Genomic DNA, 21,738 nt, shown 5'->3' with positions numbered 1-21,738 from the left:
TGACTCAGAATCTGAAAGCAAGATTACGCCGATGTGAGTGTCCCCACTCACATCCCCAAAAATTTGAGGTAACTGATCTTGTTTCTTGGTTCTTGGTTCTTTCAGATATCTACTACGAGACGACAGGGTAATAGCTTATTCCACCAACATACAACTCAAATATTTCGCCATACCTGCCTGCAGGTAGTCAGTGGCCTATTTCTATTGTATTTCTATTAGCTCAATCTCGAATCTAATCTCTCGCTTCCCCTCACTTCTTGATTCTCGCTTCTCGTCTCTCGCTTCTTTTTTTCATCCTTCCTCCCTCATCCTTCATCCTTTCCATCATTTCGCTTCCTCAGCCACCATCTCCTCCAACACTTCCTCTATCTCCGGAAGGGATTCGAAAAGTTGTTCGTAGCTTTCGATGATAAAGTATTTGTCCTGAAACTTATCTTTCCAGTAAGGGGTGTTCAGGATTTTCCTCACATCGTATTCAAAATGCTTGGGTTCATCGGAAAGGCTAAATTTGGTTTCTCCCGCTGAACTCAATATTCCTGCTCCATATATCCTCAACTCGCCATTTTCACGGATCAAGCCAAATTCAATCGTAAACCAATAAATCCTTGAGAGCAATTCAATTGCCCACTTGTTATCAATATGCTTCAAGGCAAGACCACTCAATTTTTCCAAGAAATCAACATAGGGCTGATTGGTCAACATAGGCATATGCGCAAAGGCATCATGAAACATATCCGGCTCCTGCAAGTAGTCCAGTTGTTCCATTTTCCTCAACCAGGTAGAGGAACAAAATCTCCTGTTGTTCATCAATCCGAAGAAAAGATCATCATCAATCAGACCTGGCACCACCTGAATGGCCCAATCTGTACTGGCTTTCAATCTTTTGTTCACATCTTCAAAATCAGCGATTTTGTCAGCGGTGAATCCGATCTCTTTGATCCCATCCAAATAAGCCTGCGAGGCCGCTTTGGGAAGATTTACAATCTGTCTTTCAAAAAGGATTTTCCAAACCTCGAAATCCTCCTCAGTGTAGGCATCGTAGTCTTGTTGTAAATCCTGTAATCTTGGGTCAGAAAAGACCCAATCTTTGGGTTTATTCATCATTTTATATTTGGGTTATATAATTTTCACTCTTAGGGTCGCTTTTCTTAAGGGCAGGACGACACTATATTTACTTCAATTCTACTCTTATGTTACCTTATCTCGGTAGAATATTAACCTTTTCATCAAATCTACTAAAAGAGGACGTGAAATTCCATGTTTTTATTTGAGCGGAATTACAAAAGGTCAAATGATTTTCTCATATCAAATGTTTTACGGATACAATCTGACAAAAGGCCACTCTGCCCGAAATCCAAAGTTTGTTGGCCATCTGAATAGGCCTTCTCCGGAATTTCGTGGGTTTCATAGATGATGCCATCTGCTCCGGCCATGACGCCGGCTAGTGCCATTTGTGTGACATACTCCCGTAATCCTATGCCATGTGAAGGATCGACAATGACCGGTAAATGGGATTTTGCTTTCAAAATAGGCACAGCATTCAGGTCAAGCGTATTTCTACTGGCTCTTTCGTAAGTCCTGATTCCCCTTTCACAAAGGATGAGTTTTTCATTTCCTCCGGAAAAGACATATTCTGCTGATTGCAGGAGCTCCTCAATGGTACCTGAAATACCTCTTTTGATCATCACAGCTTTATCAACTTTCCCTAACTCATCAAGCAAATTGAAGTTTTGGGTATTTCTTGCTCCCACTTGGTAAATGTCTACGTATGGATACATCTCTTCAATCTGGGAAACCTGCATGACTTCGGTAACGATTTTGATGCCAGCTTCCTGTGCCAGTTCGTACCACAATTTCAAACCATCCAAACCCAGACCCCTAAAGGCATAAGGGCTTGATCGTGGCTTAAAAACGCCACCCCTCATCATTTTGATGTTGTTTTCTTTGAGGTGTCCTATGACTTTCCGGATTTGATCCTCTGACTCAATGGAACAAGGGCCGGCAATGATGGCCATATCCCCGTCTTTAATGCAGATTCCATCACCAAGATCGATGGTAGTTGGGGCTACTTTCCACTTTTTGGAAACCAACTTATACTCATCCGATACAATATGGATATCCTGGATCCCTTCCTTTTGGCCTATTTTCCGGATATCAAAATCCTTCTTGCCGATTCCGATCAGGTAATCCCCCAACTGGGTTTTTACTTCTGTGATTTTGTAACCTGTTTGTTGTACTTCCGCTATCAGTGCATCTTTTTGCTTGTCACTGATGTCTTTTTTCAATTGGATGATCATATCTTTATTTGATTACAGACTGTATGTATTGATTGATATCAGCCTTTAAGTCTTTACTGTCTTTGATGATTTTGATAAAAGCACTGCCAATGATTGCTCCATGGCTGAAAGAGGAGGCTGTTTGGAACGTCTCCGCATCTGAAATCCCAAAACCTATCAGGCGTGGGTTTTTCAGTTTCATTTCCTGAACCCTTTTAAAATAGGCCTTTTGCTCGTCTGAAATCCCTGCCTTTGCTCCAGTGATGCTATGAGAGGACACCATATAGATAAACCCATTACTGTGCTGATCGATTTCAGAAATCCTCTTTTCGCTGGTTTGGGGTGAAATCAAAAAGGTATTACTCAAGCCATACTGCTCGAAAAGCTCCTTGAATTCCTCCAAATATTGGTGCATAGGAAGGTCAGGCAGGATCAGCCCATCAATACCCAATTCCTGGCATTTGGCACAGAAATCTTCCATTCCATATTGGATGATTGGATTGAGGTATCCCATCAGCACCACAGGGAGGCTGACTTTTTCTCTAAACCCTTCCAATTGGGAAAAGAGTTTTTTGAGGCTCATCCCATTTTCCAAGGCGATCATATTGCTGTCTTGAATGGTTGGACCATCTGCAATAGGATCGGAATAAGGAACCCCGATTTCGATGATATCAGCACCTGCAGCTTCTATGGCCTCCATGATGGGGACAGTATCCTCCAATTCCGGAAAACCCGCGGTAAAGTATATGGACAATACCTGTTTTTGTTTATTTTGAAATAATGTATGTATTCGGTTCATAGAATTTTAGAGTGGTGATTTTAGATTTTAGATTTCATTAAAAACGGGCTAAATATTCTTTATTAAAATTTTGGTACTTCAGGCCTGTTTCATCTACTCTTACTTTTTGGTTTTGTTGCAAGCAAGTGTTGCAAATCGTATCCCATGCATGTTTTTGGCGGAAAGCTTTTTCCACAATGGACCAATATTCGGCCAAAAACCTTATAATTTACTTTCATTTAAACCCCGGGTAGCAACCCGGGGCTAATATACGTTTGACCCCTTCAGGGTCAATTCTTGTTTGTTGTAATTTCTCAAAACGAGTTTAAAGCACTTTACTCAATAATCCGAAGGTGCAACCTTCGGATAACGCAGTCTTTTGGATCTCGATGAATTGTGTAACAGAGTAAAGTTTAATTGATTAAATAAAATAAACTCTGACATCTTTTCTCTCTCGCATCTAGGTTATTGGCTCTCGCTTCTTCTTGATTCTTGGCTCTTGTCTCTTGTTTCTAATCTCTCGCCTCTCGCCTCTCCCTTTTCATTCTTCCTCCCTCATCCTTCATCCTTTCTTCTCTTTCAATACCCTCCCCACTTGATGTATGTATCCAAATCCTTGTCTCCTCTTCCGGAGAGGTTGATCACAATGATATCGTCTTTTTTGTATTCAATCATATTCAAGGCATGAATCGCATGAGAGGTTTCTATGGCTGGAATAATCCCTTCCAACCTGCTCAATTCGATTCCTGCTTTCATGGCATCTTCGTCTTCTACAGCTACAAATTCTCCTCTGCCAATATCAAACAAATGCGCATGAACTGGCCCAATTCCCGGATAATCCAATCCTGCGGAAATAGAATGAGGCTCTACTACTTGCCCATCTTCCGTCTGCATCAAAAGTGTCTTGCTGCCATGCAAAATCCCCATTGTACCCAATGCAGTAGTAGCGGCGGACTTACCGGAACTGATACCCAGACCTGCGGCCTCTGCTGCGATAAGCCTTACTTCAGGCACGTTATAATAATGATAAAATGCACCAGCTGCATTGCTGCCTCCACCCACACAGGCAATGACCAAATCCGGATTTTCCCTACCTTCTTTTTCTTTCAATTGAGTTTTGATTTCCTCAGAAATCACAGATTGAAACTTGGCCACCATTTCTGGATAAGGGTGAGGCCCTACCACTGATCCGATAATATAATGTGTATCCACTGGGTTGTTGATCCACTGACGCATGGCTTCATTGGTGGCATCCTTTAAGGTTTGACTTCCAGAGGTTGCGGGTACTACTTTGGCACCCAGAATCTTCATCCGTTCTACATTTGGTTTCTGCCTTTGGATGTCCAGTGCCCCCATGTAAACAGTACATTCCATGCCCATCAAAGCACAAACTGTGGCAGTGGCTACACCGTGTTGACCGGCACCTGTTTCAGCTATGATTCTCTTCTTGCCCAACTTCTTGGCAAGAATAATTTGTCCAACTGTATTGTTGACCTTATGAGCTCCGGTATGGCAAAGATCTTCTCTTTTTAGATAGATTTTTGCACCATACTTTTCTGACAATCTTGTCGCCAAATAAAGCGGTGTTGGTCTACCCACAAAGTCTTTCAGCAAAGATTGAAACTCGGTCTTAAACTCCTCAGTTGAAATGATCTGCTCATAATTCTCTCTCAACTCCTCAATATTAGGGTGCAACATTTCCGGGATATAAGCCCCACCAAACTTCCCATAAAATCCTTTTTCATCTACTCTGATCATATCGCTATACTTTTAATGGATATAGTTACCCTTTAATTCTAATATTCAATTCATTCGTATTCAACCCAAACCTTTTATTTATCTACTCCCAATATATCGCCGAAGGCATATATCAACTGTATTTCATCCTTGGTTCTATTTTTTCAAAAATCACTTTTTTCTCGGGATATACTTTTGACTTCGATTCAAATTTATATCAACCATATTTCCACTTTATTTCTATCGCATTTCTACTGTATCCAGAATCACTATGTTCTCGGGATCTACGTTTCACTTCGATTTCAACTGTGTATCTATTTCATTTTTAAACTCCCCTATCATCGAAACATCCTTCAGCCCAGGAGAAACCTCAAATCCTGAATTGATATCTACTCCTGCCATTTGGGGTAAGCTTGCAGTCAATTCTTTGATTTTCGCAGCATGCAAAGGTCCTATTCCACCACTCAACAAAAAGGGTTTGTCAAATGGATATTCTTCAAGCAATTTCCAATTGAATGATTTACCTGAACCTCCATGCGCTTTGGTAAATGTGTCAAAGAGAAAATAGTCTGAAAAGGGCAGGTAATCTTCCATTTGTAACCAGTCTATATGCTCTGCAACAGAAAAAACCTTAAAAACCTCCAAACCTGTTTCGGATTTGATTCTTTTGGTCTCTTCGGCTGTTTCTTTGCCGTGGAGTTGGATCGTAGAAAGCCCAAAGTCTTCAACTGCTTGAGATATTTTCCCTATGTCTTCATTCACAAAAACACCAACTTTTTTGGCATCCAAAAGTCTGAGGTGCCTGGCATCAGCTGCCCCGGCATACCTTGGAGATGGTGGGTACATTATAATCCCCATCCAATCAGGCTGCACCTTTTGTAGGAGCTCCTGACAGTTGTCAGGTTGACGCATTCCGCAGACTTTCAGCTTCATGATCAGACAGAAGGAGTAAGCTTTGACAATTCTTTTCTAAAAGCATTCATAAAGTTCAAGGCTGCCTGATGTGGTCTGCTTGACTTCATGAAATTTTCACCTATTAGAAAACCTTCATAACCCGCCTTTTTGAGTTCTATCAGAGTTTCAGGTTTTGAAAGTCCTGACTCTGAAATCTTCACAAAATCATTTGGAATCCTATCCACCATATCAAAGGAAGTCTCTACAGAAACATCGAATGTTTTGAGGCTTCTATTGTTTACTCCTACCAAATCTAAGTGTTCGTTGACACTGGTTTCCAGCTCATTGATATCATGGACCTCCAACAATACTTCCAAGCCCAATTGATGTGCAAAAGCTGCAAGCTCCTTCAATCTTCCAGGTTCCAAAGCTGCGGCAATCAGCAAAATACAGTCCGCACCTATGGATTTGGCTTCGATAATCTGGTACTCATCAATGATAAAATCCTTTCTCAAAATCGGACAGAAGTTGTATTTTCTGGCAGCAGTCAAGTCTTCATTTTTCCCTCCAAAAAAGTCCTTGTCAGTCAAAATGGAGAGAGCCGATGCACCTGCCTGCATGTACCCTATACTCACCGTTTCGACGGAAGCGGAAATATTGATATTGCCTTTGGAAGGAGATTGTTTTTTAAATTCAGCAATGATCCCGGTTTTATCCTCACGCTGAATATATTTTTTCATAGACACCGTCTTTGAGTCAAAATAAATACTCTTTTCAAGCAACTTTGCTGGAACCAAGCTGCTTTTTTCTGCAACTTCCTTGTGTTTATGGGCAATGATTTTTTCTAAAATATTCATGTCTTAATTGCTTATTGAAATACTTTTTTTTGGATAAACCAAGGCCTTGAAAACTTTTAAGGCCTTTCCTCCTAATAGTGATTCTTCTGCTTTGGAAAGCGCTGTTTCAAAAGAAAGGTTGTTGTCCGCAGTCATTAGAGCGGCTGCAGCATTTGCCAAAACTACGCTATTTTGGGCTTTGGAGCCTTTTCCTTTAAGAATGGACTCAAATATTGATGCAGATTCTTCTACAGTATCACCACCTTTAATTTGTATAGCATCAATCTTTTCCAAACCAATCTGTTCAGGGCTGTATAATTTTTCTCCCGAATTTGAGATCATTTTGAAGTCTCCCGTAAGTGAAATCTCATCATATCCATCCAAGGCATGTAGGATGCTGAACTGCCCATCATGCTCTTGGTACAGGTATGCGTATAACCTTGCCAACTCCAAACTGAATACACCTACCAACTGTTTTTTTGGAAAACTTGGATTGACCATTGGACCCAACATATTGAAGAATGTTTTTACCCCCAATTCCTTTCTTATCGGTGCTACATTTTTCATGGCAGGGTGAAACAAAGGAGCATGAAGGAAACAGATACCGGCTTCATCCAGGGATTTTTTAATTTTGTCGAGGTCATTGGTAAACTCATAACCAAAGCTCTGCAACAAATTGGAAGATCCACAGATGGAAGAAACCCCAGTATTCCCGTGTTTGGCTACATGCTGACCTGCACCTGCCACGATAAAGGATGAAAGTGTGGATATATTGAAGGTATCCTTTCCGTCTCCACCCGTACCACAGAGGTCCATGGCGTCGTATTCGGCAATATCCACGGGAACGCAGAGTTCCAGCATGGCTTCTCTGAATCCACCTAACTCTTCTACCGTAATACTTCTCATCAAATAAACGGTCAAAAAAGAGGCGATTTGACTGGAATTGTATGCTCCTGTGGCAATATTTTTCAAGACCTCCTTGGCCTGTTCTTTACTGAGCTTTTTGTGCTCGATTAAGTGGTTGAGTATGTCTTTCATGGATGTTTGGAAGTTGGTATGTTTGGAAGATGTAGATTAGTACATTCGTATTTGCTTAATTATTTTAATTTTTTTCTATGTATTTCTAGTTATTATTTCCGACCACTTTGGCTTTTTATATTAGCCTTTCAGGGTGGTCAGATGATTTTACTATTTTTTCCTTGATAGACGGGCTGCACCCGTCGTTGTGATATCTTGGCATTTCAGGCCAGTTAATGTAGTCCTAAAATTAATTACCACTTTTGATTGTTTTTAATATCGTCCGTGCCTTTGGCACTTTAACACCTACATCTAAATTTGGATCCTGGCAATAAATTGCCGGGCTATTATTTCGGCCATGCCTGCGACATTATCACACTTAAAGTCACACTCCCCTCCTCTTGTCCCTTGTTTCTTTCTTCTTGTTGTCTCTTCACTCCAGACCTTCGAAGTTACAATTCCGATAGCTATCGGAACTCAAAGGTCAGTCTAAACCCCTCTTGTTTCTTACCTCTCGCTTCTCGCTTCTCGCATCTCGCTTCTTATTTCTCTCATCCCTCCAGCCAATTCCTCATCATATCCACTCCATGCTCTGTCAAGACTGATTCAGGATGGAACTGAAGCCCACGAACTTTGTATTTTTTGTGTCTCACACCCATAATCTGACCATCAGGCGTCCGAGCAGTTACTTCAAGATCTGGACTGAGGGTCTTTTCATTGATCACCCAAGAGTGGTACCTTCCTATTTTGAATGAATCAGGCAGGCCTTCAAAAAGCACGTCACTGTCAACCGAAACTTCAGAAGCCAATCCATGCACCACTTCAGAGAGGTTTGTCAAAGATCCACCAAAAGCCTCACCAATGGCCTGATGCCCGAGGCAGATTCCCAAGATATCCTTTTCAGATGCATACCTCTTAAGTAGCTCGGGCATGATACCTGCTTCTTCCGGAATACCCGGCCCTGGTGAAAGGAGTATTTTATTGTATTTGGACACCTCATCGAGGCTGATTTTATCATTTCTGTAAATATCCATTTGCTCACCATATCCCAACTGTCTGATGATATACACCAAGTTGTAGGTAAATGAATCGTAGTTATCGAGGACGAGAATGCGCATTTTAATGATTTGAAGATTTTAAAATTGGAAAATTGGAAAATTGTTTTGCCATTTCAAGTTTTTTGGGGAGTTGATTTTTTCTTGTTTTCAAAGTCTTGGCGGTATTTCAATCTTTCAATTTATATGTTCTCCGCAGTTTTTAATGCTACTCTTAAGGCTTCAAGCTTGTTGGCTACTTCCTGCAGTTCGGATTGAATAGAAGATTTGGCTACCACTCCAGCACCTGCCTGAAAACGCAATTCATTGTTTTCGGAGACAAATGACCTGATCAATATGGCATGGTTGAAGTCGCCATTGAAACCAAGATAACCAATAGCTCCTCCATAGAATTTCCTGGAAGTATTTTCCAAAGAATCTATCAATTGCATGGCTTTGTACTTTGGTGCTCCTGATAAAGTCCCGGCAGGAAAGGTGTCGGCAACCAATTGCAAGGGATTGGTCTCTTTTGGCAATATCCCAGTCACTTTTGAAACCAGATGAATCACATGGGAGTAATATTGAATTTCTTTGAAGACTTCCACCTCTACTTTTTCTGATGAACGACTCAAATCATTTCTAGCCAAATCTACCAGCATGACGTGTTCTGAGTTTTCTTTTGGATCATCGTAAAGCTTCCTGGCCAAATTGGCATCTGCTTGATCGTTCCCGGTTCTTTTGAAAGTGCCTGCAATAGGATAAATGGTGGCTTTGTTGTTTTTGACAACGATCTGAGCTTCTGGTGAACTACCAAAAACCTTGTAGGATCCATAATCAAAATAGAAGAGATAGGGAGAAGGATTGACTGAACGCAGGGCACGGTACACATTGAATTCATCACCTTTAAATTTAGTGGTGAATCTCCTAGAAATCACAATCTGGAAAACATCCCCCTTGAAACAATGATCTTGGCCTTTTTTCAAAATATCCAAAAACTCTTCGTCACTGTAATTTGAAAACTCCTCCCCTTCCAATTTGAAATTGTAAGCTGGGATATTTTTGTTGTTGAGTAGCATTTGTAATTGTGCCAACTCAGAACTTTTTTCATGCCCTTCAACCTGATGTTCAAATAGGTAAAGCTCATTTTTGAAATGGTCTACAACGATGACATTTTGGTACACAGCGTACTGCAACATCGGAATGGAATCAGTCTGGGTCTGCTCCAGATCAATATCTTCAAAAAAACCAACAGTATCATACTGCATGTATCCGAAAAGACCATTTGTGATGAATTTGAAAGGGTTTTTCTCTTCTTGAAACTTTCCTGAAAATGCTCTCAAAGCATCAATCAGCTTGTTGTTTTCACCTACATCATAAGTCAATTTCTGGTTACCTGGCAATTCTTCACGAACCTTTCCTGAATTGAAACTAAAAGAAGCTAAAGGGTTGAAACAGATATAAGAGAAGCTGTTTTCCTGTCCATGATAATCGGAACTTTCAAGCAAAATAGGATTGGAAAATCTATCCCTTACCTGCAGGTAAATGCTCACCGGGGTGATGGTGTCTGCCAGAAGCTTTTTATGAGATGAAACGATTTTAAATTTTTCCATGATTTTGGGTTAAAACGAAAAGAGGCTTGCCGGAAAAACCAGCAAGCCTCTAGGATATGTCTTTAAACAAATATTAGGCAATAGCTATTGGTTCTTCCGTTTTAGAAGTTGAATGCCACCACCAATATTTTGCTTGAATTGTTTTCATTTTTTTTACGATGCGACAAAGTTAAAAATGCATTCCATTTAACAAAACATAATTTTCAAAAATTATTCAGTAATGATTTGAATGGTCAATTTAATGTGCCTGATTACTTTCTTTGCGATGCCAGTCAAATTTTGACACGAAATACTTTAGATTCAGATATTCATTGATTTTAGCTACTCATAGATACTATTTTCCAAATTGAATTGGTGATGAAATAATTGTTTGTTTCTGTGTATTGCTGTAGTTGCAAAGAAGCAAAAGCCGCTAAGGGTTTAATTAATCATTTATTAATGATAAATTTGAGGAAAAAGTCAACATGAATAACATTGCAAAATACTTCAAACAGACATTCGAGGATTATCAGGTTTTAGTCAAGGTCAACCATGATGGTCTGACAGGAACTGAGTTGATCATTCATCCTGATGGCAGGGTTGAAAAAACCGAAATGGAATTTGATGAAGAGATTTTTGACGATTTAGAAGTCGATGGTTTCAAAACTTGTAGTCCCTTGGAATTTAACCTTCAATTGTCAAAGTCAGACAAATAGTTATTCTTTGAGCATTTCTTCCAAATCTACCATAGTATATTCCTTATCTCGCAAAAATTGGATCAACTCAGGTAAGAAGTAGTAAAACTTATCTTCTCTTTTTTCACCAACTCCAAGGTGCACCAGTAAAATAAAACCATTCATACCTGTGGAAGATGATTTTTCATAGTCCATGATTCCCCTTAATATATCTCGGGAACTGATGTAATTGGGCATCGAAGGATCAGTATAATCAGCATGGCTTCGGGTTCCACTGCTAAAATTTATTAATTCTAAGCCTGATTCGGTTGTCCATTTAGAGATCGAATCATTGTACCATTCATAAGGAGGTAGAAAAAAAGTGATCTCCGACCTTGGAATGCCAAAAAGCTCAATGGCATCAATATTATGCTTCAAATCTTTTAGAAATGTATTTTTATCAATCAGCAATTCTTCCCTATCCTCCCATGAAGCATAAAGTAAATGTTTATCACTGTGGGGACCAACGTAGTGTCTGTCCTCTACCATACGCATGACCAACATTTCAAATTCGGGATTGCGCAAAAAATCTCCGGTCAGGAAAAATGAAGCTTTGATGTTTCCCTTTTTTAAGGACTCCAAAATAAAATCAGCTCCTTCAGCATATTCATGACCTGTAAAAACAAGGCTGAGTTTTTTTCCCGAAACATCTCCCCTTACAATCCCACCATACTCTCTTTGAACTTGAGCAGAAAGTATAGTGAAATTGAACATCAAAAAGAATACGATAATCCCGCTTTTCATACTGTTTGCAATTCCTGTTTTTACGAAATAAAATTCGGAGTTCAATTTGATAAAATTTGGTTTTTATAGAAATCATTAAACATTTGTTACAAAGTTAGCTTAATTATAAAAATTTGCTCTGATATGCGTCTTCCATTATAAAAATGCCTTTCTTTTTGAAAAGTTTTTAATAGTTTAGGACTTCAAGCGATTTTCAGAAATAAAATTTCCCAACCTACCTCCAAATCATGATTATTGGAATTCTTAAAGAACCACAGGGAGAATCAAGGGTATCCATGCTCCCCGAGGCTGTCAAAACTTTGCTGTCTTGGAACACTGAAGTTTGCATAGAAGCTGATGCCGGTTCCACTGCCTACGCAGAAGACAACACCTACCAAGATGTTGGTGCAAGTATCAAAAGCCGAGACGAATTGCTCCGGCAAGCAGATGTCCTGATAGGTATACAGCCCCTCAGCCCTGAAGAAATTGCCTTGACCAAACCCTCAGCTGTAATTATGGGCCAACTCAACGCCCTCTACAACCCTGACCTTACCAAGCTCTTGATAGATCAAAAGAGGACTGCTTTCAGCATGGAGCTTGTCCCTCGTACTACAAGGGCTCAGTCCATGGACGTACTGTCTTCTATGGCCACAGTGACTGGTTACAAAGCTGTTTTGATGGCTGCAGACCTCTTACCACGGTTTTTCCCCATGTTTATGACAGCTGCTGGAAGCATTACACCATCTAGGGTTTTGATATTGGGTGCAGGGGTTGCAGGCTTGCAGGCCATTGCTACAGCCAGAAGGCTGGGAGCCTCTGTTTTTGCCTTTGATGTAAGGCAGGCTGCCAAAGAAGAAGTATTATCATTAGGAGCCAAATTTGTAGATGTAGAAGGTGCTACAGAAGACAAAGGAGCCGGTGGATATGCTGTTGAACAGTCAGCGGAGTATCTCCAAAAACAGAAAGACACGATTCATGAGCATGCCCTAAAAGCTGATGTAATTATCACTACTGCACAAATCCCTGGAAGAAAAGCACCCCTATTGGTAGAAGAAAGAACTGTAAGGGCAATGAAACCCGGTTCTGTGGTGATTGATCTTGCCGCTTCTTCCGGAGGCAACTGTGCACTTTCACAACCTGACCAAACCGTCAACATCAATGGAGTTCGCATAGTGGGGATAGAAAACCTTGCCGCTAAAATGCCTCAGGATGCCAGTAAAATGTATGGGAAAAACTACCTCAATTTCCTCAAACTGATCATCAAAGACGGGAACCTCAACCTTAATTTCGAAGATGATATAGTCACAGGTACCTGTGTCTGTCATGATGGCCAAGCTGTCAGTCCTCGAATTGTCCAAATGCAAAACTCATAACCATGGAAGCAATATTGAATTACATAGGCACCAATATGGAAATGGTGTATTTTCTGATTTTAGCCATTCTCTTGGGAGTGGAAGTAATTTCCAATGTACCTGCAATTCTCCATACCCCCTTGATGTCTGGAGCAAATGCCATTCACGGAGTAGTGGTGGTCGGTGCCATCATCGTGATGCTTCAAGCTTCACCTGACAACTACCTTGCTTTGGTGGTGGGATTTTTGGCAGTTATCGTGGGTACTTTAAATGTCATTGGCGGTTTTGTAGTCACTGACAGGATGTTGGAGATGTTTAAGAAAAAACCTAAAAAATCATGATCAGCCTGAACATATTAGAAATAAGCTACCTGATAGCTTCATTGACCTTTATCCTCGGGCTCAAAATGCTCAGTCATCCTGATTCCGCAAGGAAGGGAAATTTACTTGCCGCTGCAGGAATGGGGATTGCCGTATTGGCGACCTTGGTTTTGTACCAAGACTTTGATGCCGGTAAAGGACTCAATTATGGATTGATATTTCTTGGTCTGGTAATAGGTACCATCATCGGGACCATAATGGCCAAAAAGGTACAAATGACAGCAATGCCACAGATGGTGTCATTTTTCAATGGTATGGGGGGCGCATGTGCGGCCTTGATCGCCATCATTGAATTCCAACACCATCAACATGCCGAAATTACTGGATTTGATGGGGAATTGTTGGTCATGCTCCTTGGCTTGTTGATCGGGTCAGTTTCCTTTTCTGGTTCAATGATTGCCTACGGCAAATTAGAGGGTAAAATCAAAGATAAGGTGCTTCCTATGAATCAGGCAGTCAATATGTTGCTTTTGCTAACGGTAACAGGTTTGATCGCTTATCAAATGTTCGCTGGATCAGATCCAGTATTATTCTATGTTCTTCTTGGAGTTGCATTGATATACGGCATACTCTTCGTCATGCCAATTGGAGGAGCCGATATGCCTGTAGTTATTTCACTGTTGAATTCTTTCACAGGTATAGCTGCAGCATTTGGTGGCTTTTTGTACGACAACAAAGCCATGCTCACAGGAGGTATATTGGTCGGTTCTGCCGGAACCATCCTGACTATTCTGATGTGTAAGGCCATGAACAGGTCTTTGACCAATGTGCTTTTAGGGGCCTTTGGAGGAAGTACTGCTACTAGTAGCAAATCTGGAGATTCAGACCAAACGGTAAGGGAAATCAGTATTTCCGATACAGCTGTTTTGCTTTCCTACTCTCAATCTGTAGTGATCGTACCTGGGTATGGCTTGGCTGTAGCCCAAGCACAGCATATCTGTCACGAATTAGAAAAACTTCTGGAAGAAAAAGGTGTAGAAGTCAATTACGCCATCCACCCTGTGGCAGGAAGGATGCCTGGCCATATGAATGTCTTACTTGCTGAAGCTGATGTCCCTTATGAAAGGATGCAGGAAATGGAGGAAATCAATCCAAAACTGGCCAATACTGATGTCGTTGTAGTTATAGGCGCCAATGATGTTGTCAACCCTGCTGCCAAAAATGACCCTGCCTCCCCTATTTATGGGATGCCTATCCTAGAAGTAGATCAAGCCAAAAATGTAATCATCATGAAAAGAGGAATGAGTTCGGGCTATGCAGGAATTGAAAATGAATTGTTTTTCTATCCAAAAACCAGAATGCTGTTTGGAGACGCAAAAGACTCATTGCAGAAGCTTGCTTCAGAAGTAAAGGATGTTTAGTGGAGAAGAGAAGCGAGCCCCGCTATCGGGGTAGAAGCGAGAGACGAGAGATTAGAAGCAAGAGGCAAGAAACAATAACCAAGAGGGGGGTGACATGTCCTGTAATAATGGAAGATTGGTAATAGGAATTTTGGTGCAGTGAGTGCGGACACTCACGGCGGCGGAAGAAGCGAGAAGCCAAATGCCATCGGCATGACAGATTTAATAGCCCGGTAATTTATTGCTGGGTTTAAATAGTAAGTGTGTGTTTTCAAAGTACCGTAGGATTTCCTGCCGTAGGTATGGTACGAACGATATTAAAAACAATAAAAAAAGTGTCAAGCAATTTCAAGACGTGACAGATTGAAATTAGAATAAGCAATTCCCAAATTAGCTCACAAAAAAAAAGACTTACCGATTGATCGGTAGGTCTTTTATAATTCCAGATTTTTTGGTCAACATTTAAAATAATAGAGCCATTACAGAAAATATCCACCGATATCCAATATCAATCAATTCGGAATGGATATAAAATATGACACTGATTGCCTACTGGTAGAATTGTAAAATATGAAAAACCTAAATCCTATTTCAAATCAAACTCATACACAATTTCATGCCTGTAGGTATCCCCGGGTTCAAGTCTTGCTGAAGGAAATGAAGGTTCATTTGGTGAATTTGGAAAAAACTGAGGTTCCAGACAGAATCCATAGTTTTTGGAATAAGTCACGCCTTGGGTAGTTTGTTTGCCATCTAAGAAATTTCCCGTATAAAACTGCACGCCTGGCTTGGTTGAGAAAACCCGCATCAATCTACCTGTCCCTTCATGGTAAACTTCAGCCATTTTGCGAAGCTCTCCATCATGCACTTCGGATACCACAAAATTATGATCATAACCCGCACCGGTATCCTCTATACGTTCACCTACTTTTCTTGGCTCTCTAAAGTCAAAAGGAGTACCCTCAACAGACTTCAACTCTCCCGTCGGAATCAGGCCCTGATCTACAGGGGTAAAATACGCTACAAATAGCTGCACTTCGTGATTCAAGATATTCTCTTCCATATTACTCAGGTTGAAATAACCATGATGGGTCAGGTTGACAATAGTGACTTTATCTGTTTCGGCTTCCATATTAATCTTTAGCCTGTTGTCTTTTCCCAAGATAAATTCAATAGTAGTGGTCAAAGTGCCAGGGTAACCTTCTTCACCATCCTCACTCACATAACGCATTCTGATGCCAATTTCATTTTCCAATCCGTCTATCACTTCGCCGTCCCATAATTGCCTGTTGAAACCTTTAAGCCCACCATGGAGGTGGTTCTCCCCATTATTGGTTGCCAATTGAAATTCCTCACCATCCAATTCAAATTTCCCTTTGGCAATCCTATTGGCATAGCGTCCTGCCGTAGCGCCAAAAAAGTAAGTATCATTGATAAAGTCTTCCACCTTTTCGTAAGTGAGCATTATGTTTTGGGAATTCCCCTCACGATCAGGGACAAGGATCTTGGAAAGTATTGCGCCGTAGTTGGTAAGCTCGACTTCCATACCATTACTATTTTTAAGATGGTAGACAAAAGCATCATGCTCTCCCATTTTGATATTTTTCACTTGTATATCAAATGACATCACTTCCATAGTCGCATTTTCTTTAGGTGATTGGCAAGAAATCAAGTTTCCCAGCACTATTACCGTCAATAAGGTGAACAGATTTTTCATAATTGAAGAGTTTATTAGGTAAAATAAGACTAAATACTTGAAAATCTGGCCATTTATAGGAGCAAAAATACATTTGCTTTTCTGATGGCTTCATTTTTGGCTAAGTAGTCTAAAATACCAACTATACTATATGAAAAAGATCATCTTATTATCTATCGTGGCAGCTACATTGACTGCATCCTGTGTATCTAAGAAAAAATACACCGAGCTGCAAAATGATTTGTTCAAAACAGAAGCCAACCTGGCCGAGACAAGGATGGAAAAAGAAGCTGTAGAAGCTGAAAAAAGAATCCTTGAAGACAAAGTTGGAAGAATAGAAGCTCGAGTAGCGGAGTACAATGCCCGTATCAATTCCCTGAAAGACGACAACGACACCAAATTTGACCTTTCAGGCAAAACTCCAATGTCGAACAACACCAGAGAAAAACTTAAGGCTACCCTTGCCAAGGTAGACCCGGACAAATTGGCCAATGCCAGGACAATGGAAGATAGCGTAAACCTAGCTGTCTCTTACAATCTGAAAAAATCAATTTCTGATGGTACTTTGGAACAAGATGACGACATTGAAATTGACATTGACAAAACTGTGGTCATGATCACTGTGTCTGACAGGTTACTTTTCAACACAGGAAGTTACAGGGTACATAGAAATGCTGAAAATCTGTTGGAAAGACTGGCTGAGCTTATCAATTCTGAACCTTCTGTAGAAGTGATGATAGAAGGTCACACCGACCCAAGAAGCATCAATACAGGTGTATTGCAGGACAATTGGGACTTGAGTGTAAAAAGAGCCACATCTATTGTGAGGATGTTACAGAACAATTACAACGTATCTCCTGAGAAACTGATTGCAGCAGGAAGAGCCAGTTATATCCCTTTAGTGGACAATGACAGTGCAGAAAATATGGCCAAAAATAGAAGGACCAGAATTGTGATCATTCCTGATTTGGATAAATTCTTCGCAATGATTGAATAGAAAAACTATTGTTTTGCTGATTGATTTTTTCATCAATGCCTCTCCAGACTCACGGGAGAGGCATTTTTTTTATTTACTTCCCTTAGGGTTTTCTGATACATATTCTTCAAAAGGGTAAGCTCTTGGTAGGATATCAATGCCAGTGGTAACTTTGATTGGTGTCTGACCTGGGTAAGTAATTTCTACAAAATAAGCTGTGAACCCATTTTCAGGCGCTTCCATTTCGACCTCATACCTACCGCTTTCATTAATAATGATCTCGCTGGAAGTCCAATGAGGTCCAAACCGATCAATCATAAAATTCCTTTCCTCAGGATTGGTGGCTTTCCAAAGTTTGATGGAAGAGGGTTTCTGATTGGGGTCTGTACTTACAATTATTCTGTCCCCTTCAATTTTCCAATCATATTTTGGTCTTGGGTTTTCATTCAGGATTGACGCATAAAAGGAAATCAAGTTGGGTAAAGCATCAGACTCAGTCAAGTCGTGGCCATAGTTAGGGACATACTGCACGTGTTTTTCCCCTTTTAGATCATCCCAGTAAAATTTCCAGCTGTCAGGCTGGAAAAATTCATCGCCGGCAGCGTTGATAAGTAGTTTTGGAATATCCTTGTATTCATCCAGGAAAGAATACGGTTCTACCAATTCATTTAACCTATTGTACTCCTTGCTTCCCTGCCACTCCATAACCTCTTCCCTTACATAATCTCCCACTGCGGGTGCCCAGTAACCGTAGTTTTTCCAATGGTGCTTGAATGATTCTTCCACATTCAACAGGTCAATCACCACGGGTGCCATAGCCACTACCCTATCATCCACAGCAGCTATAGTCCAAGTAGTCCAACCTCTTTTGGAAGCACCTGCTACCATATAATTGGCCACCTCTTTTTCATATTCATTGGATGCTACCTCTGTGACCACATCCATTGCCAATTTGACTGCCTTAGTCATTGGGAATCGTGCCAGCCAATGAGCATCCTCATCTTTGGCTCCTCCCTCCATAAACTTCCTCCACCCATAGGCTATGATGGCATCCTCATAACGCTCGCCAAAAGTATCATTGGCAAAAACCAAGGGTTGAAAAGGCACATTATGAATGGTGGCCACTACAGAATTGGTCTTGATAGCTGCTTCTAATATCAATTGGTCTGGTTTTTCAGGAAGCTTGGTATTTTGGCTACCCCCACCTATCCACATCATCCCCGTGGAATGAGGAGTGTTTTTGGGTACCACCATGGATATCCAATGCCACCATTCTGTCTTATCTACCACCTCTTCGGTCAGCCAGTTTTGTGATACCATCCTGACCACAGCGTAGTGGTAATCTCCCATGTCTTCATTGTGGACTATCTCATAACTAAAATCAGGATCATCTGCATGTACATAATCCCATAAGGGATGGACAGCAGCATCTGTAGTTTCGGCTACCTCTACATCTCCTTTAGGGGCACAATTCCAGAACAGTATCATACTGGACAGGATCAATATGCTGTAAAAATTCAACCGAAGAATGTTGTTTTTCATATGATTGGTTTTTGGGTTAAGCTGTTAATTTAATCAATCCTTTTGAAAATTACATGCATAAAAAAAGCGACCATTTTCATGGTCGCTCTTATATTGATTGTACTATCAAATTATTTATATAATTGATTGAAAAGGAGTTTGAAGGTATTGTGTGCCTGTGCCCTGAATGTGATTTCAGGTCCAAAAGCATAAAGCTTTCCTTTTCCAATAGGAGCTTCAAATGCAACCACACCGTTTTTCAGGTAAGATTCACCCCATGCCCAACCGGAAACCAAAGGAGACTCAGTACCAAACCAAGCAAGAGGTTTGACACCATTCATCATTGCATCAGGAGCCAAAGTAAATACTGGAGAGTTGTTGAACACCATATTCGCCGAATCACCCATACCCCAGTTGGCTGCATGGTTGGTGTCTACGTTGGCTTTCAGAATACTTCCAGGAATATAATACTTATCTCCACCCAGTGGTTTTTCGGTGCCATTAGGCAGTTTTTCTACCAAGGCATTGCTTACAGGAAGTCCTAGGTCAAATGCCAGTGAAGTACTAGCTCCAACAGCTACCACCTTTCCACCAGCTTCCATAAACTTTTTCAATTCAGGAACAGACTTGTCTTTGCTAAGACTGCCCAACAATTTGTGGTATTCCTGAGGTATATCTTCTTCGGTTGGCATTCCTCCCCAACTTCTGACTGTTCCCGGTGCACCAGGTCCGATAAATAAAATCACATCATATTTGGAATTGAGGTTACCCCCATCGATATCCTTAGGATAGACTACTTGGAAAGGGAATTGATATTGCTCCAACATCCACCTTACCCAACCAGAAGGCATTGAACCTCCATAGTGATCAAAAAGGGCCACTCTTGCCGGCTTGATGCTGACAGTATTGGAAGGCTTTGAAGCCGATACCATCTTGACACCATATTCCTTTGCTGCTTTTTCCAGAATGGATTTACTTCCAGAAACATAAAAGCTTCCTACCGGCATACCAGACGCCTCAACCGTGGTGCGGGCTACATTCGCTCCACCTTTTAAAAGCTCATTTACTGCGATGTAAGAATTATTACCCCTTACATCTATCAATACTCCCGAACCACCAGGAACGGTAGCTGGTGCAAAACCCAATACTTCGCCCAATGGCAAAGCTTCAAAAGGACCATCAAACTCATCCAATATACGGTCAAATTCTATACCCATTTGGAAAGCCAAAGTCCAGCCAGCTGCATCATAAGGTCTTTTTGGAGGGCCTCCAGGGAATTCAAAATCATTAGGGTGATCTTGTGGCTCAAACATGTCCAAAAGATGAGGTCTGAAAGCCTGTGCTGATTTAAATACCAGAGAACCTTTTGGGTATTGCTTGCCATTCACGGTGAATGCATCCGAAGCCTTGTGGACTTGGATACCAGACTTGATCAAGGCATTTGCAAAACGTATCGCAGTCTGAAAATCAGCCTGGTCTGAAGGAACAATAAATCCTCTTGGATCTCTCAACTCAGGATCTTCAAAGACCTTTCCAAAATACTCTACCGGAAGACCACTTCTCATACCATAATATGCCATTTCAGGATCATCAGCTGCTCTTTTTTCCTTAGCATCTTCAAAAGCTTGCTGTACTGCTGCAGATCTTTTTGGATACTTGGTCCAATGATCCATGTTTCCACGGTCAATGCTGTTTTTACCCATTTGATAAATATTGAGCAACAAGGCATCTGAATTTCGGCTGGCAAAATCCAAAACAGCAAAATTCATTGATACAGAATAATCTATAGATTTCTTAAAGTTCCATGATTGTGGTTCAACTGGGAAGGGAGTAGCATGTGTAGGAATCAATCTTTCCGGTACCAATGGAATTTCTGAAGGAGTAGGACCTCCAGTGATTTCCGTCAAAATCCCAATCATATTGTGAAAATAAGGAGTCGTTCTCAATCCACCGTTCCACCAAGAAGAGAATACAGAACCTCCTAGGCGGGTATAACCTGGTTTTCCCTCCTTGTTTAACCTATTGATCATTGCAGCACCGACACCATCCAAACTAGTCATAATCAATGGATCAAAAACATGGTTGAAAGGATCTCTGTAAGGAGGTCCAGCTACTATTGTTCCTGCTGGAGAAGTCTGGTGATGGTTGAAAATAATCTGTGGCAACCACTCTACATATTGTTGTAAAGAAATATTGGTAGACTCATCCATGTTGTTCATAAAAAAGTCCCTGTTATTGTCATGCCCTACATACTTGTGATACATGTAAGGCGTCCTCATATCTCTTTTGGTCTGATCTTCTCTGCTCATGTACCAATCAGTCACGATTTCCTGTCCGTCAGGATTGGTTTGAAGCATTAAGATCACCAAGTCATCCAAAAACCTCAAAATCTCAGCATCATTGCTGGTAGCCAATTCATATAAAGTTGGGATCAATTGGTGGGAACCTACTGTTTCGGTTGAATGCAAACCCCCATCAATCCAAACTACAGCCTTACCTTCTTTGGCAAGCGCTTCAGCTTCATCTTCAGAAATTTCAGCCCTGCCCATTTTTTGGGAGATTTCCTTATACTTATCGAGATTGGCATGATTTGCAGGTGAAGTAATGATCAGCATCGGCATCTGTCGACCCTCTGCTGTGGGGCCGACTTCCACGAATTTGACCCTGTCGGATGATTCCGCTACTTTTCTAAAATAGGCATCAGTTGCCGTATACGTAGCAAGCATATAATCATCCCCTATTTCAAAACCAAAGTGTTCCTTTGGTGTAGGGACATTCTGAGCTACAGCATTTCCGGCAAAAATAAGGAAAGCCAAAGCCCACATGAAGTAAAGTTTTCGCATGATGAATAGTTT

At 40.9% G+C, this 21,738-nt stretch carries 18 protein-coding genes; 5 read left to right on the top strand and 13 right to left on the bottom strand.

Annotated features, from left to right (window positions below; all coding sequences use genetic code 11):
* Positions 1 to 324: 324 nt before the first annotated feature.
* The 9 genes from CLW00_RS12855 to CLW00_RS12815 form a co-directional block, all read right to left on the bottom strand.
* Positions 325 to 1,104, bottom strand: a complete 780-nt coding sequence (locus CLW00_RS12855) for a phenylalanine 4-monooxygenase (RefSeq protein WP_106134089.1) — start codon at positions 1,102 to 1,104, stop codon at positions 325 to 327.
* A 173-nt stretch (positions 1,105 to 1,277) separates the two neighbouring features.
* Positions 1,278 to 2,297, bottom strand: coding sequence for a 3-deoxy-7-phosphoheptulonate synthase (aroF, locus tag CLW00_RS12850; RefSeq protein WP_106134088.1), 1,020 nt, complete (start codon positions 2,295 to 2,297; stop codon positions 1,278 to 1,280).
* A 4-nt stretch (positions 2,298 to 2,301) separates the two neighbouring features.
* Positions 2,302 to 3,075 (bottom strand): tryptophan synthase subunit alpha, encoded by a 774-nt coding sequence (trpA, locus tag CLW00_RS12845; RefSeq protein WP_106134087.1) that lies wholly within the window; start codon positions 3,073 to 3,075, stop codon positions 2,302 to 2,304.
* Positions 3,076 to 3,633: 558 nt separating this feature from the next.
* Complete coding sequence (gene trpB / locus CLW00_RS12840) at positions 3,634 to 4,812, bottom strand: tryptophan synthase subunit beta (RefSeq protein ID WP_106134086.1); 1,179 nt, start codon at positions 4,810 to 4,812, stop codon at positions 3,634 to 3,636.
* A 270-nt stretch (positions 4,813 to 5,082) separates the two neighbouring features.
* On the bottom strand, positions 5,083 to 5,724 hold the full coding sequence (locus tag CLW00_RS12835) for a phosphoribosylanthranilate isomerase (RefSeq protein WP_106134085.1): 642 nt from the start codon (positions 5,722 to 5,724) through the stop codon (positions 5,083 to 5,085).
* A gap of 2 nt (positions 5,725 to 5,726) precedes the next feature.
* Complete coding sequence (gene trpC / locus CLW00_RS12830; RefSeq protein ID WP_106134084.1) at positions 5,727 to 6,542, bottom strand: indole-3-glycerol phosphate synthase TrpC; 816 nt, start codon at positions 6,540 to 6,542, stop codon at positions 5,727 to 5,729.
* Positions 6,543 to 6,545: 3 nt separating this feature from the next.
* The gene (gene trpD, locus CLW00_RS12825; RefSeq protein WP_106134083.1) at positions 6,546 to 7,559 is read right to left on the bottom strand and encodes an anthranilate phosphoribosyltransferase; all 1,014 of its coding nucleotides are present in this window, start codon (positions 7,557 to 7,559) and stop codon (positions 6,546 to 6,548) included.
* Between the two features lie 530 nt (positions 7,560 to 8,089).
* Positions 8,090 to 8,656 (bottom strand): anthranilate synthase component II, encoded by a 567-nt coding sequence (locus CLW00_RS12820; RefSeq protein WP_106134082.1) that lies wholly within the window; start codon positions 8,654 to 8,656, stop codon positions 8,090 to 8,092.
* Positions 8,657 to 8,775: 119 nt separating this feature from the next.
* Positions 8,776 to 10,182, bottom strand: a complete 1,407-nt coding sequence (locus CLW00_RS12815; protein ID WP_106134081.1) for an anthranilate synthase component I family protein — start codon at positions 10,180 to 10,182, stop codon at positions 8,776 to 8,778.
* Between the two features lie 464 nt (positions 10,183 to 10,646).
* Here CLW00_RS12815 and CLW00_RS12805 point away from each other — a divergent pair, with 464 nt between their 5' ends.
* Complete coding sequence (locus CLW00_RS12805) at positions 10,647 to 10,877, top strand: hypothetical protein (RefSeq protein WP_106134079.1); 231 nt, start codon at positions 10,647 to 10,649, stop codon at positions 10,875 to 10,877.
* On the opposite strand, the gene CLW00_RS12800 is transcribed toward CLW00_RS12805, so the two are convergent.
* Positions 10,878 to 11,639, bottom strand: a complete 762-nt coding sequence (locus tag CLW00_RS12800; RefSeq protein WP_106134078.1) for a polysaccharide deacetylase family protein — start codon at positions 11,637 to 11,639, stop codon at positions 10,878 to 10,880.
* A gap of 227 nt (positions 11,640 to 11,866) precedes the next feature.
* Here CLW00_RS12800 and CLW00_RS12795 point away from each other — a divergent pair, with 227 nt between their 5' ends.
* From CLW00_RS12795 to CLW00_RS12785, 3 genes are read left to right on the top strand one after another with little or no spacing between them, the layout of a single operon-like run.
* Complete coding sequence (locus CLW00_RS12795) at positions 11,867 to 12,991, top strand: Re/Si-specific NAD(P)(+) transhydrogenase subunit alpha (protein ID WP_106134077.1); 1,125 nt, start codon at positions 11,867 to 11,869, stop codon at positions 12,989 to 12,991.
* A gap of 2 nt (positions 12,992 to 12,993) precedes the next feature.
* A complete protein-coding gene (locus tag CLW00_RS12790; protein WP_106134076.1) occupies positions 12,994 to 13,311 on the top strand; it encodes an NAD(P) transhydrogenase subunit alpha part 2 in 318 nt (105 codons plus the stop codon).
* Positions 13,311 to 14,711, top strand: coding sequence for an NAD(P)(+) transhydrogenase (Re/Si-specific) subunit beta (locus CLW00_RS12785; protein ID WP_106134244.1), 1,401 nt, complete (start codon positions 13,311 to 13,313; stop codon positions 14,709 to 14,711). Before CLW00_RS12790 ends, CLW00_RS12785 begins: the two co-directional genes overlap by 1 nt.
* 565 nt (positions 14,712 to 15,276) lie before the next feature.
* Here CLW00_RS12785 and CLW00_RS12780 read toward each other — a convergent pair.
* Positions 15,277 to 16,407: an aldose epimerase family protein gene (locus tag CLW00_RS12780; RefSeq protein WP_106134075.1), complete on the bottom strand. Its 1,131-nt coding sequence runs from the start codon at positions 16,405 to 16,407 to the stop codon at positions 15,277 to 15,279.
* Positions 16,408 to 16,537: 130 nt separating this feature from the next.
* Here CLW00_RS12780 and CLW00_RS12775 point away from each other — a divergent pair, with 130 nt between their 5' ends.
* Positions 16,538 to 17,383, top strand: a complete 846-nt coding sequence (locus CLW00_RS12775; RefSeq protein WP_106134074.1) for an OmpA family protein — start codon at positions 16,538 to 16,540, stop codon at positions 17,381 to 17,383.
* A 69-nt stretch (positions 17,384 to 17,452) separates the two neighbouring features.
* Here CLW00_RS12775 and CLW00_RS12770 read toward each other — a convergent pair whose 3' ends face one another.
* Positions 17,453 to 18,904 (bottom strand): PhoPQ-activated pathogenicity-related family protein, encoded by a 1,452-nt coding sequence (locus CLW00_RS12770; protein ID WP_106134073.1) that lies wholly within the window; start codon positions 18,902 to 18,904, stop codon positions 17,453 to 17,455.
* 110 nt (positions 18,905 to 19,014) lie between these two features.
* Positions 19,015 to 21,726 (bottom strand): M14 family metallopeptidase, encoded by a 2,712-nt coding sequence (locus CLW00_RS12765; RefSeq protein WP_106134072.1) that lies wholly within the window; start codon positions 21,724 to 21,726, stop codon positions 19,015 to 19,017.
* Positions 21,727 to 21,738: the final 12 nt, after the last annotated feature.

This window comes from Mongoliibacter ruber (assembly GCF_003003005.1).
Lineage (GTDB): Bacteria > Bacteroidota > Bacteroidia > Cytophagales > Cyclobacteriaceae > Mongoliibacter > Mongoliibacter ruber.
The sequence above is the reverse complement of the archived record's forward strand: the minus strand, read 5'-3'. Positions and strand labels throughout refer to the sequence as shown.

What these genes read in the sequence shown, in the direction of transcription:
- CLW00_RS12855 (WP_106134089.1), bottom strand. Translation starts at nt 1,104, where the DNA reads ATGATGAATAAACCCAAAGATTGGGTCTTTTCTGACCCAAGATTACAG.
- aroF (WP_106134088.1), bottom strand. Translation starts at nt 2,297, where the DNA reads ATGATCATCCAATTGAAAAAAGACATCAGTGACAAGCAAAAAGATGCA.
- trpA (WP_106134087.1), bottom strand. Translation starts at nt 3,075, where the DNA reads ATGAACCGAATACATACATTATTTCAAAATAAACAAAAACAGGTATTG.
- trpB (WP_106134086.1), bottom strand. Translation starts at nt 4,812, where the DNA reads ATGATCAGAGTAGATGAAAAAGGATTTTATGGGAAGTTTGGTGGGGCT.
- CLW00_RS12835 (WP_106134085.1), bottom strand. Translation starts at nt 5,724, where the DNA reads ATGAAGCTGAAAGTCTGCGGAATGCGTCAACCTGACAACTGTCAGGAG.
- trpC (WP_106134084.1), bottom strand. Translation starts at nt 6,542, where the DNA reads ATGAATATTTTAGAAAAAATCATTGCCCATAAACACAAGGAAGTTGCA.
- trpD (WP_106134083.1), bottom strand. Translation starts at nt 7,559, where the DNA reads ATGAAAGACATACTCAACCACTTAATCGAGCACAAAAAGCTCAGTAAA.
- CLW00_RS12820 (WP_106134082.1), bottom strand. Translation starts at nt 8,656, where the DNA reads ATGCGCATTCTCGTCCTCGATAACTACGATTCATTTACCTACAACTTG.
- CLW00_RS12815 (WP_106134081.1), bottom strand. Translation starts at nt 10,182, where the DNA reads ATGGAAAAATTTAAAATCGTTTCATCTCATAAAAAGCTTCTGGCAGAC.
- CLW00_RS12805 (WP_106134079.1), top strand. Translation starts at nt 10,647, where the DNA reads ATGAATAACATTGCAAAATACTTCAAACAGACATTCGAGGATTATCAG.
- CLW00_RS12800 (WP_106134078.1), bottom strand. Translation starts at nt 11,639, where the DNA reads ATGAAAAGCGGGATTATCGTATTCTTTTTGATGTTCAATTTCACTATA.
- CLW00_RS12795 (WP_106134077.1), top strand. Translation starts at nt 11,867, where the DNA reads ATGATTATTGGAATTCTTAAAGAACCACAGGGAGAATCAAGGGTATCC.
- CLW00_RS12790 (WP_106134076.1), top strand. Translation starts at nt 12,994, where the DNA reads ATGGAAGCAATATTGAATTACATAGGCACCAATATGGAAATGGTGTAT.
- CLW00_RS12780 (WP_106134075.1), bottom strand. Translation starts at nt 16,407, where the DNA reads ATGAAAAATCTGTTCACCTTATTGACGGTAATAGTGCTGGGAAACTTG.
- CLW00_RS12775 (WP_106134074.1), top strand. Translation starts at nt 16,538, where the DNA reads ATGAAAAAGATCATCTTATTATCTATCGTGGCAGCTACATTGACTGCA.
- CLW00_RS12770 (WP_106134073.1), bottom strand. Translation starts at nt 18,904, where the DNA reads ATGAAAAACAACATTCTTCGGTTGAATTTTTACAGCATATTGATCCTG.
- CLW00_RS12765 (WP_106134072.1), bottom strand. Translation starts at nt 21,726, where the DNA reads ATGCGAAAACTTTACTTCATGTGGGCTTTGGCTTTCCTTATTTTTGCC.